This window comes from Hydrotalea sp. AMD (genome assembly GCF_004100315.1).
Lineage (GTDB): Bacteria > Bacteroidota > Bacteroidia > Chitinophagales > Chitinophagaceae > Hydrotalea > Hydrotalea flava.
In genome coordinates this window covers 58,445-80,037 of sequence record NZ_SCKY01000016.1, presented here as the reverse complement: position 1 = coordinate 80,037, position 21,593 = coordinate 58,445, and the positions used below count along the sequence as shown (strand labels likewise).

The following is a 21,593-nucleotide window of genomic DNA, read 5'->3' as shown; positions in this document are numbered from 1 at the left end:
AATATTAAAAGCTAATATTGGCACCTACAATAAAATTTCTGGGAAGTGGTGTACTGGCATTAATGGTAACCATGCCATTATTACCACTTCTTAAATTTCCCGGATTTCCCACACCTGCATTACCTACATTGGTACCAATCGGGTCAATACCGGTTTGGTTTTTATAGGGAGAGAAAAGAAAACCAACATTATCTACTGTGAAATACAAGCGAATTGACTGTGCATTAACTCTTTTCAGCATGCGATCTCTAAAGCTATATCCCAGATTGATGCTTCTAATTTGAACAAAAGAAGCATTGTAATAACCGAGTGTTGTCCACGCAGTACTAATTGGACTGATGGATGTTGATGGCTCGGGAAACCAGTTGGTTGGGCTGGTTGGTGTCCAGTAATCTACTTTAATACCATTTCTTTTACCATCCATTACCGTTAAATAAGAAGCAACAGGCTGATGAATCTGACTCACCAATAACCCGCCAAATCGTGCGTACGCTACAATCGACAAATCGAAATTTTTATAGGCAAACCGATTGGTCATACCGCCTTGTAATTTCGCATCACCATTACCAATCACATATCTGTCATTATTCGCATCAATTTTACCATCCGGTTTTCCGCCCGGACCGCTATGGTCTTCTAACTTAATTTGACCGGGAACAGAACCATATTGCGCAGCTTGTGCAGCTTCATTTTTCTGCCAGATTCCCAACTTTTTATAATCATAAATTGCTGTCATGGAATAACCAACAAATAACTGATTGGCAATATCCTGTGCTATTCCACTACTTAAGCTAAGCAGCTTGTTCTGATTGAAGAACAAATTCAAATCAGTTGTCCAGCTAAACCCATGCCTGTTTTGAATATTGATGGTAGAGACGGTAAATTCCATACCCTGATTTTGCATAGATCCTACATTGGTTGTATAATTTCCTGAAACACCTGAAGTTGGAGGCAACACCACACTGTACAAAATTTTATCGGTATGCTGATGATAATATTCTATTGAACCGGTAATTCTGTTTTTCAAAATTCCGAAATCAATACCTACATTAACAGTTTTGGTATATTCCCAGTCTAGGTTTGGGTTTGGTAATGCAGAAACATTGTAACCTGTTACAACAGTTGGGCCATAATTATAGCGAATTACATTTCCCGGACTTGCCAAACCATTATTATTAGAAACCAGTCCTAATGATGAATATGGATTAATGGACTGATTAGAGGTTTGCCCAAAGCCTGCCCTTAATTTTAAATTAGAAAAGTTATTGGATAAAAATTTGCTGTTTCTAAAAAATTGTTCATTATTCAAATTCCAACCTGCAGAAACCGCAGGATACTGATGCCATTTATGCCCGTTGGCTAATCTTGAAGAACCATCTATCCTACCGGTGAGCGTTAGCATATACCGATTATCATAATTATAATTTAAACGCCCCATGTAAGATATCAGTGCCCATGACTGCTCACCTCCGCCTACTGCAGGTGCAGGTGTAGGATTTGACAGGCCTAAAGCATAGAATTGAGAAAAATTATCGGTAATTGAATCTTTGCTTACAGAAGTATTATGTGTGTGGTACTCCTGAATACTATACAGACCTGTAAAATTTAAACGATGTTTTTTGATTGATTTATCATAGGTTAATATATTTTCAACAGTATAACCCCAGGCTTCGGCATTGTTTACATAAGCAGTATTCCCTTTTTGAGGTCGGAAATAACTGGGATTGATGCCAGTGGGATCATCTGATGCCTGAAACTGATCATCTTCTTCCTGTGTATAATTTAAACCAATATTGGCACGGTATTTTAAACCGGGCATGATCTGATATTCAGCATACAAACTATTAAAAGTTCTTAATCTTCTTACTCTGTCAACCCAGCTATTGTTATTGTGATTAAGCAACAAGGGGCTGTATTGAATTTGTCTGTCATCATTATTGCCATTAGGTGCAGTAATTATTTTTCCGGTGCTATCATAAGCCGGCATTAAAGGGCTTAAAGCTAATATAGGGAACATGGGATTCACAAATTGAGAACCGTTGGTAACACCCACACTGTTCATGGTATTTAAACCAATTTTTATTTTATTACCTACTTTTGAGTCGATGGTTGCTCTAACAGAATAACGGGTAAAATCCTGTCCGGGTAATAATGCAGTTTCGTTATAATAACCACCACCGAGCGAGAATGTACTACCGTTAGCCGTTCCGCCTGATACAGTAATATTTTGATCCGTTTTATGAGAATTTTGATACATCAGATTCTGCCAGTCAGTAGATTTACCCGAAGCCATATATGCCAGTTCTTCCGGCTCATAACCCTGATTCCATGGAGAGATGTTGCGCATAGCCTGATATTCGGCGGCATTAAATACCGGATATTTATTAGATACGGTTCCAATACCATAATAGCCACTGTAGGAAACTCTGGTAGCGCCTGCTTTTCCACGTTTGGTAGTAACCAACAATACTCCGTTTGCACCCCTTGATCCATAAATGGCCGTAGCCGAAGCATCTTTCAATATTTCTACCGAAGCAACATCATCGGGATTAATATCATTTAAACTACCATCATAAGGAATACCATCTAATACCAATAACGGATCATTCGAACCACTGATTGACCTTGTACCACGGATACGGATTTGCGCACCTGAACCTGGCTTGGTTCCTACTGTCTGTATTTCTAAACCCGCTGCTTTACCTTGTAAGGCTTGTTGCATATTGGCAACCGGTACATCCCTTAAAGTCTGTTCATTTACAGAAGATACAGATCCGGTAACATCACGCTTACGTTGTGTTCCATAACCAACTACTACCACCTGATCTAAATCATTATTGGCAGATTGCAATTGAATAGAAATATCAGATGTATTTTTATTGATATCAATAAACTTGTTTTGATAACCAACATAACTTATTACTAAAGTTGACTTTTCAGGAACAGAAAGTGAAAATGCACCCCGTTCATTTGTAGTAGTGCCAACTTTTAATCCCTGAACAGTAACAGAGGCACCTACAACCGGTTCATTCTTTTCATTTACTACAACCCCTTTCACAATTTTTCTTGACTCATTATTTTGAGCATAAAGTAGCTGAGTGGAAACAATCAATAAAAAAGTTGAGAATATGGCTAATGAAAATGAGAAATGAAACTGCCGTATTAACCTGCCTGGCAGTTGCTTCATTTTTTGAGCAATCATTTTTTTCATAATTATTTGTTTTGGTATTTATTTATTTCTCTTTACTGAGTGGTTCAGTTTAATTATTTTTTTAAATTATTAGCTCGAATTGAAATTATATGGCATAATTAAATTAGTTAATAATGAAATAAAATTTAATTTGATATTATAGAAAGAGATGCTGGTTTAGAAGCACCTAGTTCAATGCTTCGTTTATCCGGCAAGGAGCCTCCTGCATAAATATCAATGGTTCCTTTCGGTAAATATGATTCACCTTTCTCATTTACCAATTCCAACATATCCGGGCTTATGATAAATGAAACTTTTTGAGATGCACCAGCACGAAGATTAATTTTTTTGAATGCTTTTAGAGCATAAACCGGCGCATCCGCAGGTGCATCTTTATGTTGAACATATAATTGCACCACTTCAGAACCATCATATTTGCCGGTATTTTGAACTGTAACAGTAAATTGAATACTGTCTTTTGCTTGAATATTTGATTTACTAACAACCGGCTTGTTATATGAAAAATGAGTGTAACTCAATCCAAAACCAAATGGATACATGGGTGTTGACTTCATAAAGCGATATGTACGGCCCTGCATACTGTAATCATCATAAGGCGGTAATTGATCATAAGACATAGGAAATGTAACAGGTAATTTTCCTGATGGTGAAGATTTTCCAAAAATAATATCAGCTACTGCATTACCCCCTTCTTCACCCGGATACCAGGCCAATAAAACCGCATCTGCCAATTGATGCACTTCTGACAAATTCATTGGACTACCACCTGTAATAATAACAATGATTGGTTTCTTATTCCCCTCTCTTAACTTTTTTAGAAAATCAATTTGATTTTGTGGAATATTATAATTTAAACGATCTCCATAGGTTGAAGAAGCAATTGATTCGCCTTCTTCGCCTTCCAATAATCCTGAAATACCTAATACAGCAATGGTTACATCAGAATTTTTAGCATCACCGGTAGTCCAATCAATTGGATTCGCAGATGGCCTGTCTAATAAACATCCCATTTTATATTGCAACTGACTACCCGTTGCAATATGATTAGCAAAACCTTCTAAAAACGTAACCAACCGGTTATTTACGCCATAATAGTTTCCTAATAACACATCAACGTTCGATGCGTTTGGACCTGTAATAAAATATCTCGGTAAATTATTTTTTAGAGGAAGTACACCATCATTTTTTAGTAATACAACAGACTGTAAGGCAACTTCTTTGGCTAATGAACGATGAGCAGAGCTATTAATAACTGACTCCGATATCTTGTTATACGGATTGGCATTTGCGTCATCAAACATGCCCAGTTTAAAACGAGTAGCTAACAGTTCTGCTAGTGCGCTATCAATTGTTGATTCATTGATTAAATGTTGGTGTACCGCATCAATCAAGGCAGGATATTCAACACCGCAATCCAAACTCACACCTTTTTCAACAGAAAGGGCAACCGCCTCTGCTGCAGTTTTTACATACTTATGGCCTTCATAAATATCACTAATTGCACCACAATCAGAAACAACATGCCCTTTAAAATTCCATTCCTTTCTTAATATATCATCCAACAAAAAAGTATTTGTGCAACAGGGCTCATCATTCGTACTATTGTATGCACACATAACAGCCTCAACATGTGCATCTTTTACCAAAGCTTTAAAAGCAGGCAAATAGGTTTCTCTTAAATCTTTTATAGAAGCAACCGCATTAAAGGAGTGACGCAATCGCTCCGGCCCACTATGTACCGCAAAATGTTTTGCACAGGCAGCTACTTTTAAATAATTGGGATTATTGCCTTGCAGTCCTTTTACAAAAGCAACGCCAATCTTTGCAGTTAACATTGGATCTTCTCCATAAGTTTCCTGCCCTCTTCCCCAACGTGGATCCCTGAAAATATTGATATTAGGTGTCCAAAAAGTTAAACCAGCATATTGTTCATAAATACCACGTTTTACAGATGCAGTATACATAGCCCTTGCTTCATCGGAAATGGCTGTAGCCTCTGCAAAAGCAAGGCTATCATTAAAAGTAGCAGCTAAACCAATTGCTTGCGGAAATACCGTTGCAACACTAGACCTGGCAACGCCGTGCAATGATTCATTCCACCAATTATAAGAAGGTATGTTTAACCGTGGAATAGCAGGGCTGTTATTCATCATCTGACTTACCTTTTCTTCAAGCGTTAAGCGACTGATAAGATCATTTACCCTGACAGGTATAGGAAGAGCTGGATTTAAATAAGATGCAGATTGGGCTATAGCAAAATGAATTTGCAGCAACAAAAAGAAGTAGGTTAATTGATAACTAAACCTTTTCATAAAGCAAGCATTTTAGGTAACAGCAAACCTTTTAACAGGTCATAATTTTATAAAAGCATTCGTTTGACAAAACGAATATAGAAAAGAATTTTAAAAAATGCAACCGATTGCAAAAAAATTTTAAAAAAAATTAGAATTACTTTGTACCGCTTACTAATTATACATTATTGAACATGGCTCCTGAAAAAGAAGTTACTATATACGATATAGCACGGTATTTAAACTTATCGGCGGCAACTATAAGCCGCGGATTAAAAGACCATCCTGCCATCAACAAAAAAACAAAGAAAAAAATTATAGAAGCCGCAAAAACATTAGGGTACCGCAGTAATATGTTTGCCAGTAATTTGCGGACACGACAAACCAAAACTATCGGTGTAATTATACCCCGTTTGAACAGCTACTTTATGTCAACGGTAATTGCAGGCATTGAAAGTATTGCCAATGAAGAAGGCTATAACCTTATCATCAGTCAGTCGCTGGAAAGTACCGAAAAAGAAGCTGCAAACGCCATTACCATGTTCAACAGCCGCGTAGACGGGGTGCTGGTTTCATTAGCATCAGATACAAATAACGTAGACCACTTCAACGCTTTTCTACAGAAAAAAATTCCAATCATTTACTTTGATAGGACAATGGCTACATCTGACTGCATGGGCATTTCGATCGATAATTTTAAAGCAGCATTTGAAATAACTACGCATTTGATTGAGCAGGGTTGCAAACGCATTATGCATTTGGGAGGAAATATTACCCGCAACGTATATGCCGACCGTTTAGCCGGCTATAAAGCAGCTTTAAAAAAAGCAGGCCTACCTGTTCACGAAAATCTGATACAATTCAGCAATTTAAGCGATGAAGCAGGTACAGAAGCAGGAAAATACATTTGTTCGCTTACTCAAAAACCAGACGCAGTATTTGCCGCAAACGATACCTGTGCCACTTATTGTATGTTGTATTTAAAACAACATGGCTATAAAATTCCTACCGACATTTTGTTTGCCGGATTTAACAACGACCCCATCAGCAAAGTAGTAGAACCCAATTTAACTACTATTAATTACCCGGGCTATGCTATGGGGCAAATTGCGGCCACTAACCTCATCAATCACCTTAAAGGCATAGCCGATATCAGCACAACAAATATTGTTATTCTAAGATCCGAACTCATTATAAGAGCATCTTCAAAAAAATAAAAATTTGTCAATTGGTTCAAAATACAGAACTTTACGCAACCGATTGCAATTATGACCCCAAAAAAAGATGTTACCATATATGATATTGCCAGGCAGTTGAACATTTCTACATCAACTGTAAGCAGAGCTTTACAAGACCATCCGGCTGTAAACAAGCTTACCAAAAAAAAAGTATTCAAAACTGCCAGAGAAATTGGCTATCAATACAACACTTTTGCAGGCAGTCTTCGTAAAAAATCAACCAGTACCATCGGGGTAATTGTGCATGAATTAAACAGTAATTTTATTACTTCCGTTTTAGCAGGAATTGAAAAGGTAACTTCAGAAGCCGGTTATGATATTATTATTGCACACTCATCAGAAAGCTATACAAAAGAAGCCGCTAATGCCGTTAACTTATTTCATAAACGCGTAGATGGATTAATTGCATCATTAGCATTCGACACAAAAAATCTCGATCATTACCAACCTTTTCATAAAAAAGGCATTCCGATAGTGTTTTTCGATCGGGTTGAACCAACCGATAATAGCACTGTTGTAGTAATTGATAATTTTAAATGTGGATATCAGGCAACCAAACATTTAATTGATCAGGGCTGCAAACGCATAGCACACATAACTGCAAGCTTAAACAGAAATGTGTATGCACAACGATATCAGGGTTACAAAAAAGCCCTATCTGAACATAATTTACCTTTTGAAAAAAAACAAGTTATTATTAATGACCTGAGCGAGGAAGCTGCCCGTAATGCAGCATATCAATTATTACAATGTACACAAATTCCGGATGGTGTTTTCATTACAAATGATTTTACTGCAGCTGTCTTTATTCAAACATTAAAAGAAAATGGCATTGTAGTTCCAGACGATATTGCCATAGTAGGTTTTAACAATGATGCCATTAGTAAGTTGATTGAGCCAAAAATTACTACATTTAATTATCCGGGTATTGAAATGGGTGAAATAGCCGCCAGGCAACTGGTTGCTCATTTAAAAGGCGAACAAAACCTGCAGCTCACCAATACAATTATTATCCGTTCTGATTTAATTATACGGGAATCTTCTCTTAAAAAACATACCCCACTTAGTATTGCCGGAACCTAAATAAAGAACACACTAAAAAATAATTTAATTAGCATGACTAATAACAAACCTTTAAAAACAGCTATCGTTACCGGTGGTGGCTCCGGAATAGGATTAGCAATTACTGAATTGTTCATTCAAAATGGCATACGAACCATTATTATTGGCAGAGATGTAAAAAAATTGCAAGCAACTAAAGAAAAACTAGGCGAATTATGTATTCCCATAGCATTTAATCTGACAGAGTTTGAAAAAATTTCGGAATTAACAGATTCACTAATAATGGAATATGGCCCCATTCATACGTTGGTAAATAATGCAGGAATTAATTTAAAAAAAGATTTTATATTAGTTACGCACCAAGAATTTGAAAATATACTATCAACAAACGTAACAGCGGTATTTGCACTCTCTAAAGCGGTGGTTAAACATATGCGGTCTGAAAAAAATGGCAATATTATCAACATTAGTTCAATGGCTTCGCAATATGGCATTCCAAAAGTAATTGCTTATACCGCATCTAAAGCTGCTATTGAAGGCATGACAAAAGCAATGGCAGTAGAGCTTTCGCCAATGGGTATACGTGTAAATTGTATAGCACCCGGATTTATAGCTACTGAAATGAGCGCCAAAGCACTAAATGACGATAAAGAAAGAATGCAAAAGGTACTTTCAAGAACACCTCTTGGCGTTTTAGGAAAGCCTGAAGATATTGCTGCGGCAGCTTTATTCCTATCATCAGATGCTGCAAAATTTATTACCGGAACCATTTTGCCTGTTGATGGCGGCAATTCAATTGGCTTTTAACCTCAAAAAGAATGATGCTATGATAAAAAAAACAATAGCAATTGTTTTATTCATCGGATGTGTGCATGCAATGTTCGCTCAATCGTTTATTGTTTTCAACAAACAGGAAAATACCTGGAATATAACTGACCCCAAACAAAACCTGTCAATTTATACCGATGATACAGATGACTGGCTGGTGCAAAAATCAGCAGCTTTGTTGCAATCTGATTTAGAAAAAGTGATTGGCAGAAATATTGCACTTACACATGATTTACAACATGCACAGGAAAATTTAATCATAATTGGAAGCATAAAAGGTTCAACAACTATCAACAGTTTAAAAGAATCTCATCAAATAAATGTAGATGCCATTAATAGCCAATGGGAAGCTTTTCAGTTACAAACAGTTGAAAAACCTTTTAAAAATGTATCGAAAGCATTCATCATTACCGGAAGCGATAAACGTGGAACGGCTTACGGAGTATTTGAGTTTTCGAAACAAGCAGGAGTTTCTCCATGGTATTGGTGGGCAGACGTTCCAATTGAACAGCATAAAAATATTTTTATAAAAAATGGAATACACACATTCAAATCTCCAACCGTACAATACCGAGGCATATTTATTAATGATGAAGCGCCTGCATTTTCAGGATGGGCAAAAGAAAAATTTGGCGGCGTTAATCACCATGTGTATGAAAAAATATTTGAATTGCTATTACGTTTAAAGGCAAATTACTTATGGCCTGCTATGTGGGGCAATGCTTTTAATAATGATGATACCCTTAACCCGATTTTAGCAAATAAATACGGCATTGTTATGGGCACATCGCATCACGAACCAATGATGCGGGCACAACAGGAATGGAAACGATATGGGCATGGTGAATGGAATTACCAAACCAATCAGGCTGTATTAGATTCTTTTTGGAAAAAAGGAATCGAGAATATGGATCATCACGAAAGCATTGTTACCATTGGTATGCGTGGTGATGGGGATGAACCGATGACGACCGGTACTGCTACTGCATTATTAGAAAAAATAGTAGCACGTCAAAGAAAAATAATAGAAGAAGTAACACATCTACCTGCAGCAGAAACGCCACAAGTTTGGGCATTGTATAAAGAGGTGCAAGATTATTATGATAAAGGCATGCGTGTACCCGATGATGTTACATTATTATTGTGTGATGACAACTGGGGCAATATTAGAAGATTACCAAAACTTTCTGATACAGGAAGAACCGGAGGTTATGGCATCTATTACCACTTTGATTACGTAGGTGACCCAAGAAATTACAAATGGATTAATACCAATAATATTGCAAGAGTTTGGGAACAAATGCATCTGGCCTATGAATACCATGTTAGAAAAATATGGATTGTAAACGTTGGAGATATAAAACCAATGGAATTACCCATTAGCTTTTTTTTAGATTATGCATGGAATACGCACCAATGGGATGCAGATAAAATATTGCAATATCATGTTCAATGGGCTACACAGCAATTTGGGAAAAAATATGCCAATAAAATTGCAGACATCTTAATTAAAGATGCACAATATAATAGCAGAAGAAAACCGGAGTTATTGTCACCGGAAACTTATAGTCTGATACATTATCATGAGTTCCAAAGAATTGTAGATGAATACACTCAAATTGAAAATGAAGCAACAAAAATTAATCAGTTGTTGCCACAAAAATATCAGAATGCATTTTATCAATTAGTATTATATCCGATAATAGCAAGCTCCAATTTGAATAAGATGTATTTGGCAGCCGCAAAAAACAGATGGTATGCCAATCAAAACAACAGTAAAATAGCACAATTATATGGCGATAGTGTTCATTATTTTTTCAAAAAAGATTCGTTGATGGCCAATTATTACAACCACGAGCTATCCAATGGGAAATGGAATCACATGATGGATCAAACACATATTGGCTATACCTACTGGCAACAACCGCCGGTCAATAAAATGCCGGAAATTTATTTAACACCATTTTCGGATAGTACCCATCATCAATCAGAAAAAAACACAAAGCAAATTCATCCAAAATTTTTTAACAATAGCATTGCTTCAAAAAATAAAAATTATTTCATGGAACAAGATGGATATGTGTCAATAGAAGCAGTACATTTTTCAGAGCAAACCCAAAGTAATGGTATGCACTGGCAAAAAATTCCATATATCGGTAGAACAAACGGTGGTATTACTGCATTTCCAGTAACGGCACAACAACAAAATACAGGCACCAATGCCACTACATTAGTATATTATTTTTATGCAACAGACACTGGTAGTATAAAAATAAATGCATACTTCTCTCCCACATTAAACATCCACCATGATGAAGGACTAAAATATGCAATTGCAATTGATCAGGAAACGCCTCAAATCATATCCATCAATAAAAATGATGATAATCCAAGAAAATGGGGCAAATGGGTGTCAGATAATATCATTATTAAAACAACCGGCCACCATCTTCAACAACCCGGATTACATAAAATAACTTATACATTAATTAACACAGCCGTGGTGCTTCAAAAATTAGTGATTGATCTGGGTGGTTTAAAAGAAAGTTATCTGGGACCACCAGAATCAAAAAAAAATTAAAATGAAATACCTCATTCCCATTTTTTCATACTTCATACTGTGTATGCATCAACCGGCATTAGGGAATGTAACATTACCCAAATTGGTTGGTGACAGTATGATATTGCAAAGAAATGTACCTGCTAAAATATGGGGATGGGCATTGCCGGGTGAAGCAGTTCATATTCAATTTATTTCAAAAGATTTTAACACCATTACCGGAAAGAACGGGCATTGGGAAATTACATTACCGGCTATGCAGGCCGGTGGCCCTTATTCCATGAATATAATAGGTAGCAATCGCATTGTATTGAAAGATATATTCATTGGTGATGTTTGGGTATGTGCCGGACAGTCAAATATGGTACATCAATTGGGCATACATCTTTATACTTACGCCAATGAAATAAAGCAGGACAATTTCCCACAAATCAGGCAATTCATAGTGCCTGCCACTGCCAATTTATTAAAGCCTGATACTAATTTTACTTCAGGCAGATGGAACTCTGCTACCGGACAAAATTTGCTGCAATTTTCAGCAGTTGCCTATTTTTTTGCAAGAAAATTATTTGAAAAATATCATATTCCTATCGGCATTATTAATGCTAGTGTTGGCGGCACTTCTATTGAAGCCTGGATCAGTGAAGCAGGATTAAAACCTTTTTCTGATATTCAAAATTTAATACAAAAAAACAGAAATAACGAATATATACAGAAAAAAATAAATAAAATTTTGGCAACAAATAAAACTTTACAAACCATTTTGGAAGATGATAGAGGAATAACAGAAAGCCCAAAATGGTATGATACCAATTATATTCCTAAAGAATGGCACAACATGAATGTGCCCGGATATTGGAACGATCAAAGTATCCGTAATGTAAATGGTGTGGTATGGTATAGAAAAAACATACACATACCCAATACTTTCACTGGCATTGCTGCTGAATTAGCATTAGGCAGAATAGTAGATGCGGATGAAGTATACATCAATGGCATATTAGTTGGTAAAACTGCTTACCAATATCCACAACGTTACTATCATTTGCCTACAGGTATTTTAAAACCAGGTAATAATACCATTGTAATTAGAATTACGAATACAAATGGAAAAGGTGGTTTTGTGCCGGATAAACCATATTATATTGCCGCTGCAAATGATACTATCGGTTTAAAAGGTGACTGGCAATTTAAAGTTGGCATAGCATTGCCTCGTAATCAAATATTTTCCAATAACTTTTCAATCCAAAATCAACCTGCCGCTTTATACAATGGAATGATTGCATCCATTACAAATTACACTATCAAAGGAATATTGTGGTATCAGGGTGAGAGCAACATCTCAAATGCAGCACTATATATTCGACTATTCTCTACACTTATTCAAGACTGGCGTAATAAATGGAGGCAGGGGAATTTGCCCTTTATTTATATTCAACTTCCCAATTATGGAGCAGTTCATTATGAACCTACAGAAAGTGATTGGGCTATTTTGCGTGAAGCGCAATTAAAAACATTAGCAGTTCCAAATACAGGAATGGCTGTTACAATTGATTTAGGAGAATGGAATGACATTCATCCTTCCAACAAAAAAGAAGTGGGCATCCGTTCAGCATTAGCTGCCGAAAAAATTGCTTATCAGGAAAACAATATTGTTTATTCCGGCCCAATATATCAATCTTCAAAAATAGAAAGTGATTCCATCATCATCCGCTTTAATCACGTAGGGAATGGTTTAATATCCATTGATGGTGAGTCTTTAAACCAATTCGCAATTGCCGGAGCAGATAAAAAATTTGTTTGGGCAAATGCAAAAATTGAAAACAATACAGTTGTGGTTTGGAATAAAAATATTCAACACCCTGTATATGTTCGATATGCATGGGCAGATAATCCGCGTGACGCCAACCTATATAACGCGAACGGATTACCGGCTGCCCCCTTTAGAACAGATACAGATAATAAATAATGAAAACAATGAATTTATATTATTTATTTATTGCACTTTTATTTCCGTTATCTGCCCTTTTTGCACAAACAGATACTACATGGAATCAAAAAAAATGTGCAGTTGTACTTACTTATGATGATGGTTTAAATATAGATCTTAGTCATGTAATTCCAGCTTTAGATTCAGTGAATTTAAAAGCTACTTTTTATATATCAGATTATTTCAACGGTTTGAATGCTCAGCTTCTGCAATGGAAAAAAGTAGCAGCTGAGGGGCACGAACTTGGCAACCACACCATCTGGCATCCTTGCGATAGCAGATTATCGGGAAGAAATTTTGTACAATCTGATTATGATTTAGCCAACTACACTGTAAGAAGAATGGATAATGAAATTATAGCCATGAATAATTTCTTACAAGCTATAGATGGTGCAACAACCCGAACCTTTGCCTACCCATGTGGTGATACTAAAATACATGATACGGATTATTTAGCACCCTTATATAAAAATTTTATTGCTGCCAGAGGTGTAACACCCATGATGCAAAAAATAAACGAAATTAATATATACAACATAGGCTGCTACATCATGAATGGGCAATCTGGTGCAGCAATGATTGAGTTGGTTAAACAGGCTGAACAAACCCATTCCTTATTGGTATTTTTATTTCATGGGGTTGGTGGCGGGCATAGTTTAAATGTTAGGCTGGATGCGCATCATGTATTATTACAATATTTAAAAGCCCATGAAAATAGCATTTGGGTTGCACCGCTAAAAACAGTTGCTGCTTACATCAAAGAAAAACAAAACAAAAAATAAACAATCATCTACATTTTTATTTATTAAAACTTTACCATGAAAAGAAAACTTTTCCTTCTCACTACTTTTATAGTCCGAATTTTATGGCATGCAGATGCACAAAACAAATTGGGTTTAAAAGACTATTACAAAAACTATTTTCCTATAGGGGTGGCAGTAAGTGCCAAAAACATCATGAGTAGCGATACAACATTTATTTTAACGCAATTCAATAGTGTAACACCGGAAAATGCCATGAAAATGGGGTCCATCCACCCTAAAGAAAATGAATATAATTTTAAAGAAGCAGATGCCATAGTAGATTTTGCACAACGCCACCACTTAAAAGTAAGAGGCCATAATTTGTGTTGGCATGAACAAACACCTGATTGGATATTTACGGATAATGAAGGAAATCTGGTATCAAAAACCGAACTCTTAAAAAGATTAAAAGACCACATTTTTGCCGTAGTAAAAAGGTACAAAGGAAAGGTTTATGCATGGGATGTTGTAAATGAAGCCATTGATGATAACAGTACCCATTTACTACGTAATTCATTATGGTACCAAATATGTGGTATGGATTATATTATAAAAGCATTTGAATATGCACATGAAGCTGATCCCAATGCCATTTTATTTTATAATGATTACAATACAGAACGACCTGAAAAAAGAGCCAGAGTGTTTCAATTATTAAAACAACTCAAAGCCCTGCATGTACCGGTAATGGCAGTGGGTCTGCAAGGACATTGGAGTATCTATGAACCCACGCAAACTGCATTGCAAACAACCATTCAATGTTTTACAGCATTAGGGCTTCAGGTGCAAATTACAGAACTGGATATTTCAATTTACCACTGGGAAAAAAATATCAGAACAAAAACCAATACAGATATCGATACATACACTGCTGCATTAGAGAACAAACAGGCACAACAATATAAAATGGCTTTTAATTTATTTCGGCAAAATAAAAAAAGCATAACCGGTATTACGTTTTGGAATTTGACAGATAAATACACTTGGTTAGACCACTACCCAATTCCCGGAAGAAAGAATTATCCTTTATTATTCAATGCCAACTATCAACCCAAAAAAGCATATTGGGATGTGGTGAACTTCAAACAATAATTTCTGAAAACATGAAAAAACTGCTACTACTTCTTGTAGGATTATATTTATGGGAAACAGGTTTTAACCAAACAACCATAGAATACCAAAATCCAATATTAGCCGAATTTTATCCTGACCCCAGCATTTGTAAAGTAAAAAATGATTATTATCTCACCAATTCTACTTTTGCCTGTTTTCCCAGGTTACCTATTTTTCATAGTATCGATTTATTGCATTGGGAACAAATTGGCTTTGCATTAAACAGACCAGAACAACTAAATTTATTAGATGACGAAGGGGTTTAAGGGGTTTATTTGCTCCTGATATTAGTTATCATAATGGTACATTTTATATTGTTTGTACCCTTATTGATAAACTGGGTAACTTTATTATTACAGCGAAAAATCCGGCTGGTCCCTGGAGCAATCCTGTTGCAATACAGGAAATAAATGGCATTGATCCTTCTCTATTTTTTGACACAACTACAAACAAAACCTATTTATTATACAACAGTGTAGCACCCAATAACAAGCCATTATGTGATGGCCATCGTACAATTAGAATGGTTGAATTTGATATTAAGCATTTAAAAGTAATAGGTGAGGAAAAAATTATTGTAAATGGTGGTACAGATTTATCGAAAAAACCTGTTTGGATTGAATGTCCACATTTGTTTAAAAAAGATGAATATTATTTTTAATTGCATCAGAAGGTGGTACAGCCTATAATCATTCTGAAGTAGTCTTCAGGAGCAAAAAAATTGAGGTATATTATGATTCTTATCATAATAATCCCATCTTAACACAACGTCAATTAAATCCCAACCGACCTTTCCCCATCACAACTACCGGGCATGCTGATTTTACTCAATCAAAAAATGGAGACTGGTTTGCTGTTTTTACCTTATGAAGCCGACTATTATAATACAGGAAGAGAAACTTTTATGGCACCGGAAAAATGGATAAATGGATGGCCTGTTATAACACAAGGTAATGAAGTGATTCAATACCATAATCCCAAAACAAATACTTTACAAGAAAGTGCCACACATATAATTATTTAAGTTTAACATGCATCGATTCTTTTAGGAACCAACAATTAAACTTAAGTTGGCAATTTTTAACAACCCCATTAAAAAAATGGTGGAACTTAAATAAAAGTGGGCTAACCATTCAGCTACAGCCTGTTACCTGCAGTGATTTAACAAATCCCTCATTTTTAGGCTGGCGACAATCACACTTAAAAGAGTATGCCAGTACACCTTTATCTTTTACTACCAAAAATGAAAAAGCCGGTTTACTAATTTTTCAAAATGAACATACTTTTTATTATTTGTGCCAATCTATTGAAAATAATGAACCAATCATTCAATTGTTTCAGGCGGAACATTCTGACACCGCTTCAAAAATAAAATTGGTTGCTTCTAAAAAATGACAATTTCCACTTCAACTTAAAATTGAATCAAATAATTAATTTTATTCATTTTATTATGCAACAAAACAAAACGAATAGTAATTGCTAAAAAGAAATTTAGATGCAAAAGTTTTGAGCACAAAGGTTGCCGGTGGTTTCGTTAGTTGTATGTATGCCTTATACGCCACATCATTGAGAAAACAATCAGATAATCAGGCCTTATTTCATTGGTTCACAATTTGTAATCAGGATACGATATATCCAAAACTAAATTTTAAAATTGAGCAATAAAACTATACTACGTTTCCTTCCCACAACAATTCCCTATTTTTGTCATACTAACAATTGTTCGTATGACAGATATTGAATTTAACAGAAATGAAGATTGGATGAAATTAGCAAATAGCGCAGTTAAAAAGCAAAAAGAAAAAATATGGCTGGGGGGTGGAAAAAAAGCCATAGAAAAACAACATCAAAAAAATAAACTTACGCCCAGAGAACGTATTGATTATTTAATTGATAAGGGCAGGCAATTTTTAGAATTGGGAACATTTGCCGGATGGGATATGTATCATGAGGAGGGTGGCTGTCCTGCCGGTGGCACAGTGGGTGGTATTGGAACAATTAGTGGCCGTCAATGCGTTATCATTGCAAACGATCAAACTGTAAAAGCCGGCGCCTGGTTTCCAATAACCGGGAAAAAGAATTTACGGTTACAGGAAATTGCAATGGAAAATAAATTACCCATTATTTATTTGGTGGATAGTGCCGGCGTTTACCTGCCTTTACAAGATGAAATTTTTCCAGATAAAGATCATTTTGGCCGTATTTTCAGAAACAATGCCAAAATGAGCGCCATGGGTATCACACAAATTGCAGCAGTACTGGGTGCCTGTGTTGCAGGTGGTGCTTATTTGCCTATTATGAGCGATGAAACATTGATGGTTGAAGGGAATGGCTCTATTTTTCTAGCAGGCTCTTACTTGGTAAAAGCAGCTATTGGAGAAGTAATTGACAATGAAACTTTAGGCGGTGCCATTACGCATACCGAAATTAGCGGAATAGCAGATTATCGGTTTAATACTGAACAAGAATGTTTAGACCATATTAAAAGAATGATACAGCAAATGGGTCATTTTCCCATGGCGGGCTTCAATAAAATTACAGCGATACCCCCATTTAAAAATGCAGAAAAAATATACGGTATCATGCCGGTTGAAAATGCCAAGCCTTATGATATGCATGAAATCATTGAAAGAATTGTGGATGCAAATGCTTCGGGCACCGGCAGTTCTTTTGAACCTTTTAAAAACGATTATGGAAAAACAATTATTTGCGGATATGCAAGAATTGAAGGCTGGAGTGTAGGTATTGTTGCCAACCAACGCTTAATTACAAAAAACAAAAAAGGAGAATTACAAATGGGTGGTGTAATTTATAATGATAGCGCCGATAAAGCTGCTCGTTTCATTATGAATTGTAACCAAAAAAAAATACCAATTGTTTTTTTACAAGATGTTACGGGTTTTATGGTTGGCAGCAGAAGTGAACATAGTGGTATCATTAAAGATGGTGCAAAATTAGTGAATGCGGTTGCCAATTCTGTAGTACCAAAAATTACCATTATTATTGGTAATAGCTATGGGGCTGGTAATTATGCCATGTGCGGAAAAGCCTATGATCCACGATTTATTTATGCATGGCCTAGTGCTAAAATTGCCGTAATGGGTGGTGAACAGGCTGCTAAAACCATGCTCCAAATTCAGGTGGCAACCCTAAAAGCACAAGGCAAAACAATTACTGAGGATGATGAAAATAAACTATTGAATGATTTAAAAGAAAAATACAATCAGCAAACTACTCCTTTTTATGCGGCTGCACGGTTATGGGTTGACGAAATTATTGATCCTCTTGCTACAAGGTATTATATTGCAGCAGGAATAGAAGCAGCCAATCACAATGCTGATATTCCCGATTTCAAAACAGGTGTTTTTCAGGTATAATCATAAAAAATATTGAATGAAAGCTTATCCAATTTATCAGGTTGATGCGTTTACAGATGTGTTATTTGGTGGCAATCCTGCTGCAGTTTGCCCTTTACAATCATGGCTTCCAACAACTACTATGCAACAATTGGCCATGGAAAATAATTTATCCGAAACAGCATTCTTTGTGCAAAAAGGTAATTTATTTGAAATCAGATGGTTTACGCCTGAAATAGAAATTGATTTAGCCGGTCATCCTACATTAGCCACTGCATTTGTAATTTTCAATATTTTAAAAACTGCAACCGATACAATTCAATTTGAAAGTAAAAGCGGTACTTTAATTGTAAAAAAACAAGGCGATCGTTTCATAATGAATTTCCCTTCCAGAATGCCAGTAAAAAAAGAACAGGTGCCACCTGGTTTACTAAAGGGATTCAATATAGTACCTTTATCAGTTTGGAAGTCGAGAGATTATTTACTCATTTATCCTGATGAGGCTACTGTTCAAGCATTAGTGCCGGATTTTAACCAACTCAATACTGTTGAAACACTGGGTATAATTGTTTCTGCTCCTGGCAATGCATCTGATTTTGTATCAAGATTTTTTGTACCCAATTCTGTTATTGGGGAGGACCCTGTTACGGGTTCAGCACATGCAACATTGATACCCTACTGGCATCGGGTGCTAGGCAAAAATCAAATGCTTGCCAAACAAATATCTAAGCGTGGTGGTAATTTATGGTGTGAGATGTTAAACGACCGCGTTACCATTGCAGGTAATGCTATTTTATATATGAAAGGTGAATATTATTTATCGGAATAAAATATTTTTTCGTAATGGCTTTATATTGATTCTTTGATTATCTGTATGTTTACAGCATGCAAGCCGCTCAAACAACACTTAAAATTTATACAGATGGCGCTTCCAAAGGCAATCCCGGACCCGGAGGCTACGGTATAGTAATGCTTTGGGGAGAAGTTAAAAAAGAATTATCAGCCGGATATCGGCTTACCACGAATAACAGAATGGAATTAATGGCAGTAATTGTTGCATTACAGTCGCTCACCAAAAAAAACATACCTGTTACTATTTACACAGATAGTCAGTATGTTGTAAACAGTGTTGAGAAAAAATGGCTTGATAACTGGATTAAAACCAATTTTAAAGGTGGTAAAAAGAATAAAGACCTTTGGTTAAAATACCATCAAATAGCTAAAAATTTTGAAATAAAATTCAAATGGGTAAAAGGGCATGCCGATAATCAATGGAACAACCGTTGTGATGCATTGGCAACTGCTGCTGCAGATGCTGAGAATTTATTGATTGATGAGGGTTATGAAAATGAAGTGAATTTATTACAATGAGTAACAATTGATTGCAGTTCATGATAACTATTAAGGTTTATTTTTGTTATGTAAGCAAATAAAAATATGCAACATAAAATCATTGTAGCGATAACAGGAGCAAGCGGATCTATTTATGCAAAATTATTATTGGATAAATTAGTTGCACTCAAAAATCAAATTGCTGAAGTGGGTATTGTAATGAGTAATAATGCCAAAATTGTATGGGCTACTGAATTAGGCAATTCTGATTATCTCCAATATCCTTTCAGATATTATGATAAAAATGATTTCAATGCTCCGTTTGCATCGGGTTCAGCTAAATTTAATACCATGATTGTTGCCCCTTGCAGTATGGGCACCATGGGCAGAATTGCAGCAGGTGTCAGCGATGATTTACTCACCCGTTCAGCTGATGTGATATTGAAGGAAAGAAGAAAATTAATTTTAATGATTCGAGATACACCCTATAACTTAATTCACATTAGAAACATGGAAACAATTACCCTTACAGGCGGAATTATTTTACCAGCAACCCCATCCTTTTATCATCAACCCACTACCATAGAAGCTGTTGCCGCTTCTGTGGTTGACAGAATTTTGGATATTGCCGGTTTGAATATTGAAACATTTAGATGGGGAAGTAAATAAAAACATTATGAAAAAAATTTTCTTACTCATTGCAGTCACCATTTGTTGTTTCAATATGGGTTGCTCAAAAAGTCAGCCAGCAGTAACCTACAGTCGTAATGATACTACACTTTTTTTTAAGGGTGCCGATGTTAGCTGGGTTACAGAAATGGAAGCAGCCGGCATTTCATTTTACGATTCAACCGGTACTAAAGCTGATTTATTTTCTATATTAAAACAAAAAAAAATTAATGCCATTCGACTAAGGGTTTGGGTAAACCCCACAAACGGATGGTGTAATACCAACGATTTAATTGTAAAAGCAAAAAGAGCCCAACAGGCAGGCATGAAAATTATGCTCGACTTTCACTACAGTGACAGTTGGGCTGATCCGGGTAAACAACCCAAACCTGCCGCCTGGTTAAACTTATCGTTTCCCTCACTGGTAACAACATTAGGTACTTATACTACCCAAGTATTACAAGCTTTGCAACAACAAAACATTACCCCCACCTGGGTACAAATAGGAAATGAGGTAGACAATGGAATGTTGTGGGAAGACGGCCGGGCATCTACCCATATGAATCAGTTTGCAGCACTTATTCAATCGGGATATACTGCGGTAAAAAGCTTTAATGCAAACATTAAAGTCATTGTACATGTATCAAATGGATACAATAACAGTTTATTCCGCTGGCTGTTTGATGGTTTGCACGCAAATGGTGCACAATGGGATATTATAGGTATGTCATTATATCCGGATAGTACCAATTGGCCAACTTATAACACTCAATGCATTGCCAATATGAATGATATGATTGCCAGATATCACTCATCGGTTATGATATGTGAAGCAGGAATGCCGGTAAACCAACCTACTATTTGTCGTCAGTTTTTAACTGACCTTATTCAGAAAGTTCGTTCTATTCCCAATCAACAAGGTATAGGTGTATTTTACTGGGAACCCGAATGCTACAATAACTGGCAGGGTTATAATTTGGGTGCTTTTGATAATGCAGGGAAACCAACCGTAGCAATGGATGCATTTCTGCAATAAAAAGAGGCTGTATCAAAAGTGCTATGCAGCCTCTTTTTACTCGGTAAGAGAGGGCAGAGCATTGGAGAAAATTTTCGTTTATGCAAATCTCTGCCCCTTCTTTT

At 36.0% G+C, this 21,593-nt stretch carries 16 protein-coding genes and 2 pseudogenes; 16 read left to right on the top strand and 2 right to left on the bottom strand.

All coding sequences use genetic code 11. The features are described 5' to 3' along the window. Window positions 1–4: 4 nt before the first annotated feature. Together EO766_RS12825 and EO766_RS12820 are read right to left on the bottom strand one after the other, a co-directional pair. Entirely contained in the window at window positions 5–3,211 is a 3,207-nt protein-coding gene (locus tag EO766_RS12825) for a SusC/RagA family TonB-linked outer membrane protein (RefSeq protein ID WP_074420120.1), read from the bottom strand. A 125-nt stretch (window positions 3,212–3,336) separates the two neighbouring features. After that, complete coding sequence (locus EO766_RS12820) at window positions 3,337–5,523, bottom strand: glycoside hydrolase family 3 C-terminal domain-containing protein (RefSeq protein WP_074420121.1); 2,187 nt, start codon at window positions 5,521–5,523, stop codon at window positions 3,337–3,339. 173 nt (window positions 5,524–5,696) lie between these two features. Between EO766_RS12820 and EO766_RS12815 the strand changes: the two genes are divergently transcribed. From EO766_RS12815 to EO766_RS12745, 16 genes and pseudogenes are all read left to right on the top strand, one after another. Then, entirely contained in the window at window positions 5,697–6,719 is a 1,023-nt protein-coding gene (locus EO766_RS12815; RefSeq protein ID WP_074419017.1) for a LacI family DNA-binding transcriptional regulator, read from the top strand. Between the two features lie 51 nt (window positions 6,720–6,770). Next, entirely contained in the window at window positions 6,771–7,823 is a 1,053-nt protein-coding gene (locus EO766_RS12810; RefSeq protein ID WP_074419018.1) for a LacI family DNA-binding transcriptional regulator, read from the top strand. A gap of 33 nt (window positions 7,824–7,856) precedes the next feature. Next, window positions 7,857–8,609 (top strand): SDR family NAD(P)-dependent oxidoreductase, encoded by a 753-nt coding sequence (locus tag EO766_RS12805; RefSeq protein WP_074419019.1) that lies wholly within the window; start codon window positions 7,857–7,859, stop codon window positions 8,607–8,609. Between the two features lie 19 nt (window positions 8,610–8,628). Next, a complete protein-coding gene (locus tag EO766_RS12800) occupies window positions 8,629–11,211 on the top strand; it encodes a glycosyl hydrolase 115 family protein (protein WP_074419048.1) in 2,583 nt (860 codons plus the stop codon). Between the two features lies 1 nt (window position 11,212). Beyond that, window positions 11,213–13,159: a sialate O-acetylesterase gene (locus EO766_RS12795; RefSeq protein ID WP_074419020.1), complete on the top strand. Its 1,947-nt coding sequence runs from the start codon at window positions 11,213–11,215 to the stop codon at window positions 13,157–13,159. 8 nt (window positions 13,160–13,167) lie between these two features. Then, the gene (locus EO766_RS12790) at window positions 13,168–13,962 is read left to right on the top strand and encodes a polysaccharide deacetylase family protein (protein WP_218331788.1); all 795 of its coding nucleotides are present in this window, start codon (window positions 13,168–13,170) and stop codon (window positions 13,960–13,962) included. Window positions 13,963–13,998: 36 nt separating this feature from the next. Further along, window positions 13,999–15,075: an endo-1,4-beta-xylanase gene (locus EO766_RS12785; protein ID WP_074419022.1), complete on the top strand. Its 1,077-nt coding sequence runs from the start codon at window positions 13,999–14,001 to the stop codon at window positions 15,073–15,075. Window positions 15,076–15,086: 11 nt separating this feature from the next. After that, on the top strand, window positions 15,087–15,362 hold the full coding sequence (locus tag EO766_RS12780; protein WP_218331790.1) for a family 43 glycosylhydrolase: 276 nt from the start codon (window positions 15,087–15,089) through the stop codon (window positions 15,360–15,362). Between the two features lie 20 nt (window positions 15,363–15,382). Further along, a pseudogene (locus EO766_RS18465) lies at window positions 15,383–15,966 on the top strand (family 43 glycosylhydrolase). Beyond that, on the top strand, window positions 15,911–16,120 hold the full coding sequence (locus tag EO766_RS12770; RefSeq protein ID WP_218330632.1) for a hypothetical protein: 210 nt from the start codon (window positions 15,911–15,913) through the stop codon (window positions 16,118–16,120). Before EO766_RS18465 ends, EO766_RS12770 begins: the two are co-directional and overlap by 56 nt. Before the next feature lie 11 nt (window positions 16,121–16,131). Next, a pseudogene (locus EO766_RS18460) lies at window positions 16,132–16,761 on the top strand (beta-xylosidase family glycoside hydrolase). A 62-nt stretch (window positions 16,762–16,823) separates the two neighbouring features. Then, the gene (locus EO766_RS12765; protein ID WP_074420399.1) at window positions 16,824–18,473 is read left to right on the top strand and encodes an acyl-CoA carboxylase subunit beta; all 1,650 of its coding nucleotides are present in this window, start codon (window positions 16,824–16,826) and stop codon (window positions 18,471–18,473) included. 16 nt (window positions 18,474–18,489) lie between these two features. Further along, entirely contained in the window at window positions 18,490–19,281 is a 792-nt protein-coding gene (locus EO766_RS12760) for a PhzF family phenazine biosynthesis protein (RefSeq protein ID WP_074419024.1), read from the top strand. Window positions 19,282–19,337: 56 nt separating this feature from the next. Further along, complete coding sequence (gene rnhA, locus EO766_RS12755) at window positions 19,338–19,823, top strand: ribonuclease HI (protein WP_074419025.1); 486 nt, start codon at window positions 19,338–19,340, stop codon at window positions 19,821–19,823. A gap of 66 nt (window positions 19,824–19,889) precedes the next feature. Further along, on the top strand, window positions 19,890–20,453 hold the full coding sequence (locus EO766_RS12750) for a UbiX family flavin prenyltransferase (protein WP_074419026.1): 564 nt from the start codon (window positions 19,890–19,892) through the stop codon (window positions 20,451–20,453). A 7-nt stretch (window positions 20,454–20,460) separates the two neighbouring features. Next, complete coding sequence (locus EO766_RS12745; RefSeq protein ID WP_287101261.1) at window positions 20,461–21,489, top strand: glycoside hydrolase family 53 protein; 1,029 nt, start codon at window positions 20,461–20,463, stop codon at window positions 21,487–21,489. Window positions 21,490–21,593 lie beyond the last annotated feature (104 nt).

Excerpts from the sequence above, each read along its gene's own strand:
- EO766_RS12805 (WP_074419019.1), top strand. The coding sequence starts at position 7,857 with ATGACTAATAACAAACCTTTAAAAACAGCTATCGTTACCGGTGGTGGC.
- EO766_RS12745 (WP_287101261.1), top strand. The coding sequence starts at position 20,461 with ATGAAAAAAATTTTCTTACTCATTGCAGTCACCATTTGTTGTTTCAAT.
- EO766_RS12800 (WP_074419048.1), top strand. The coding sequence starts at position 8,629 with ATGATAAAAAAAACAATAGCAATTGTTTTATTCATCGGATGTGTGCAT.
- EO766_RS12760 (WP_074419024.1), top strand. The coding sequence starts at position 18,490 with ATGAAAGCTTATCCAATTTATCAGGTTGATGCGTTTACAGATGTGTTA.
- EO766_RS12790 (WP_218331788.1), top strand. The coding sequence starts at position 13,168 with ATGAATTTATATTATTTATTTATTGCACTTTTATTTCCGTTATCTGCC.
- EO766_RS12815 (WP_074419017.1), top strand. The coding sequence starts at position 5,697 with ATGGCTCCTGAAAAAGAAGTTACTATATACGATATAGCACGGTATTTA.
- EO766_RS12780 (WP_218331790.1), top strand. The coding sequence starts at position 15,087 with ATGAAAAAACTGCTACTACTTCTTGTAGGATTATATTTATGGGAAACA.
- EO766_RS12810 (WP_074419018.1), top strand. The coding sequence starts at position 6,771 with ATGACCCCAAAAAAAGATGTTACCATATATGATATTGCCAGGCAGTTG.
- EO766_RS12750 (WP_074419026.1), top strand. The coding sequence starts at position 19,890 with ATGCAACATAAAATCATTGTAGCGATAACAGGAGCAAGCGGATCTATT.
- EO766_RS12770 (WP_218330632.1), top strand. The coding sequence starts at position 15,911 with ATGCTGATTTTACTCAATCAAAAAATGGAGACTGGTTTGCTGTTTTTA.
- EO766_RS12820 (WP_074420121.1), bottom strand. The coding sequence starts at position 5,523 with ATGAAAAGGTTTAGTTATCAATTAACCTACTTCTTTTTGTTGCTGCAA.
- rnhA (WP_074419025.1), top strand. The coding sequence starts at position 19,338 with ATGCAAGCCGCTCAAACAACACTTAAAATTTATACAGATGGCGCTTCC.
- EO766_RS12795 (WP_074419020.1), top strand. The coding sequence starts at position 11,213 with ATGAAATACCTCATTCCCATTTTTTCATACTTCATACTGTGTATGCAT.
- EO766_RS12825 (WP_074420120.1), bottom strand. The coding sequence starts at position 3,211 with ATGAAAAAAATGATTGCTCAAAAAATGAAGCAACTGCCAGGCAGGTTA.
- EO766_RS12765 (WP_074420399.1), top strand. The coding sequence starts at position 16,824 with ATGACAGATATTGAATTTAACAGAAATGAAGATTGGATGAAATTAGCA.
- EO766_RS12785 (WP_074419022.1), top strand. The coding sequence starts at position 13,999 with ATGAAAAGAAAACTTTTCCTTCTCACTACTTTTATAGTCCGAATTTTA.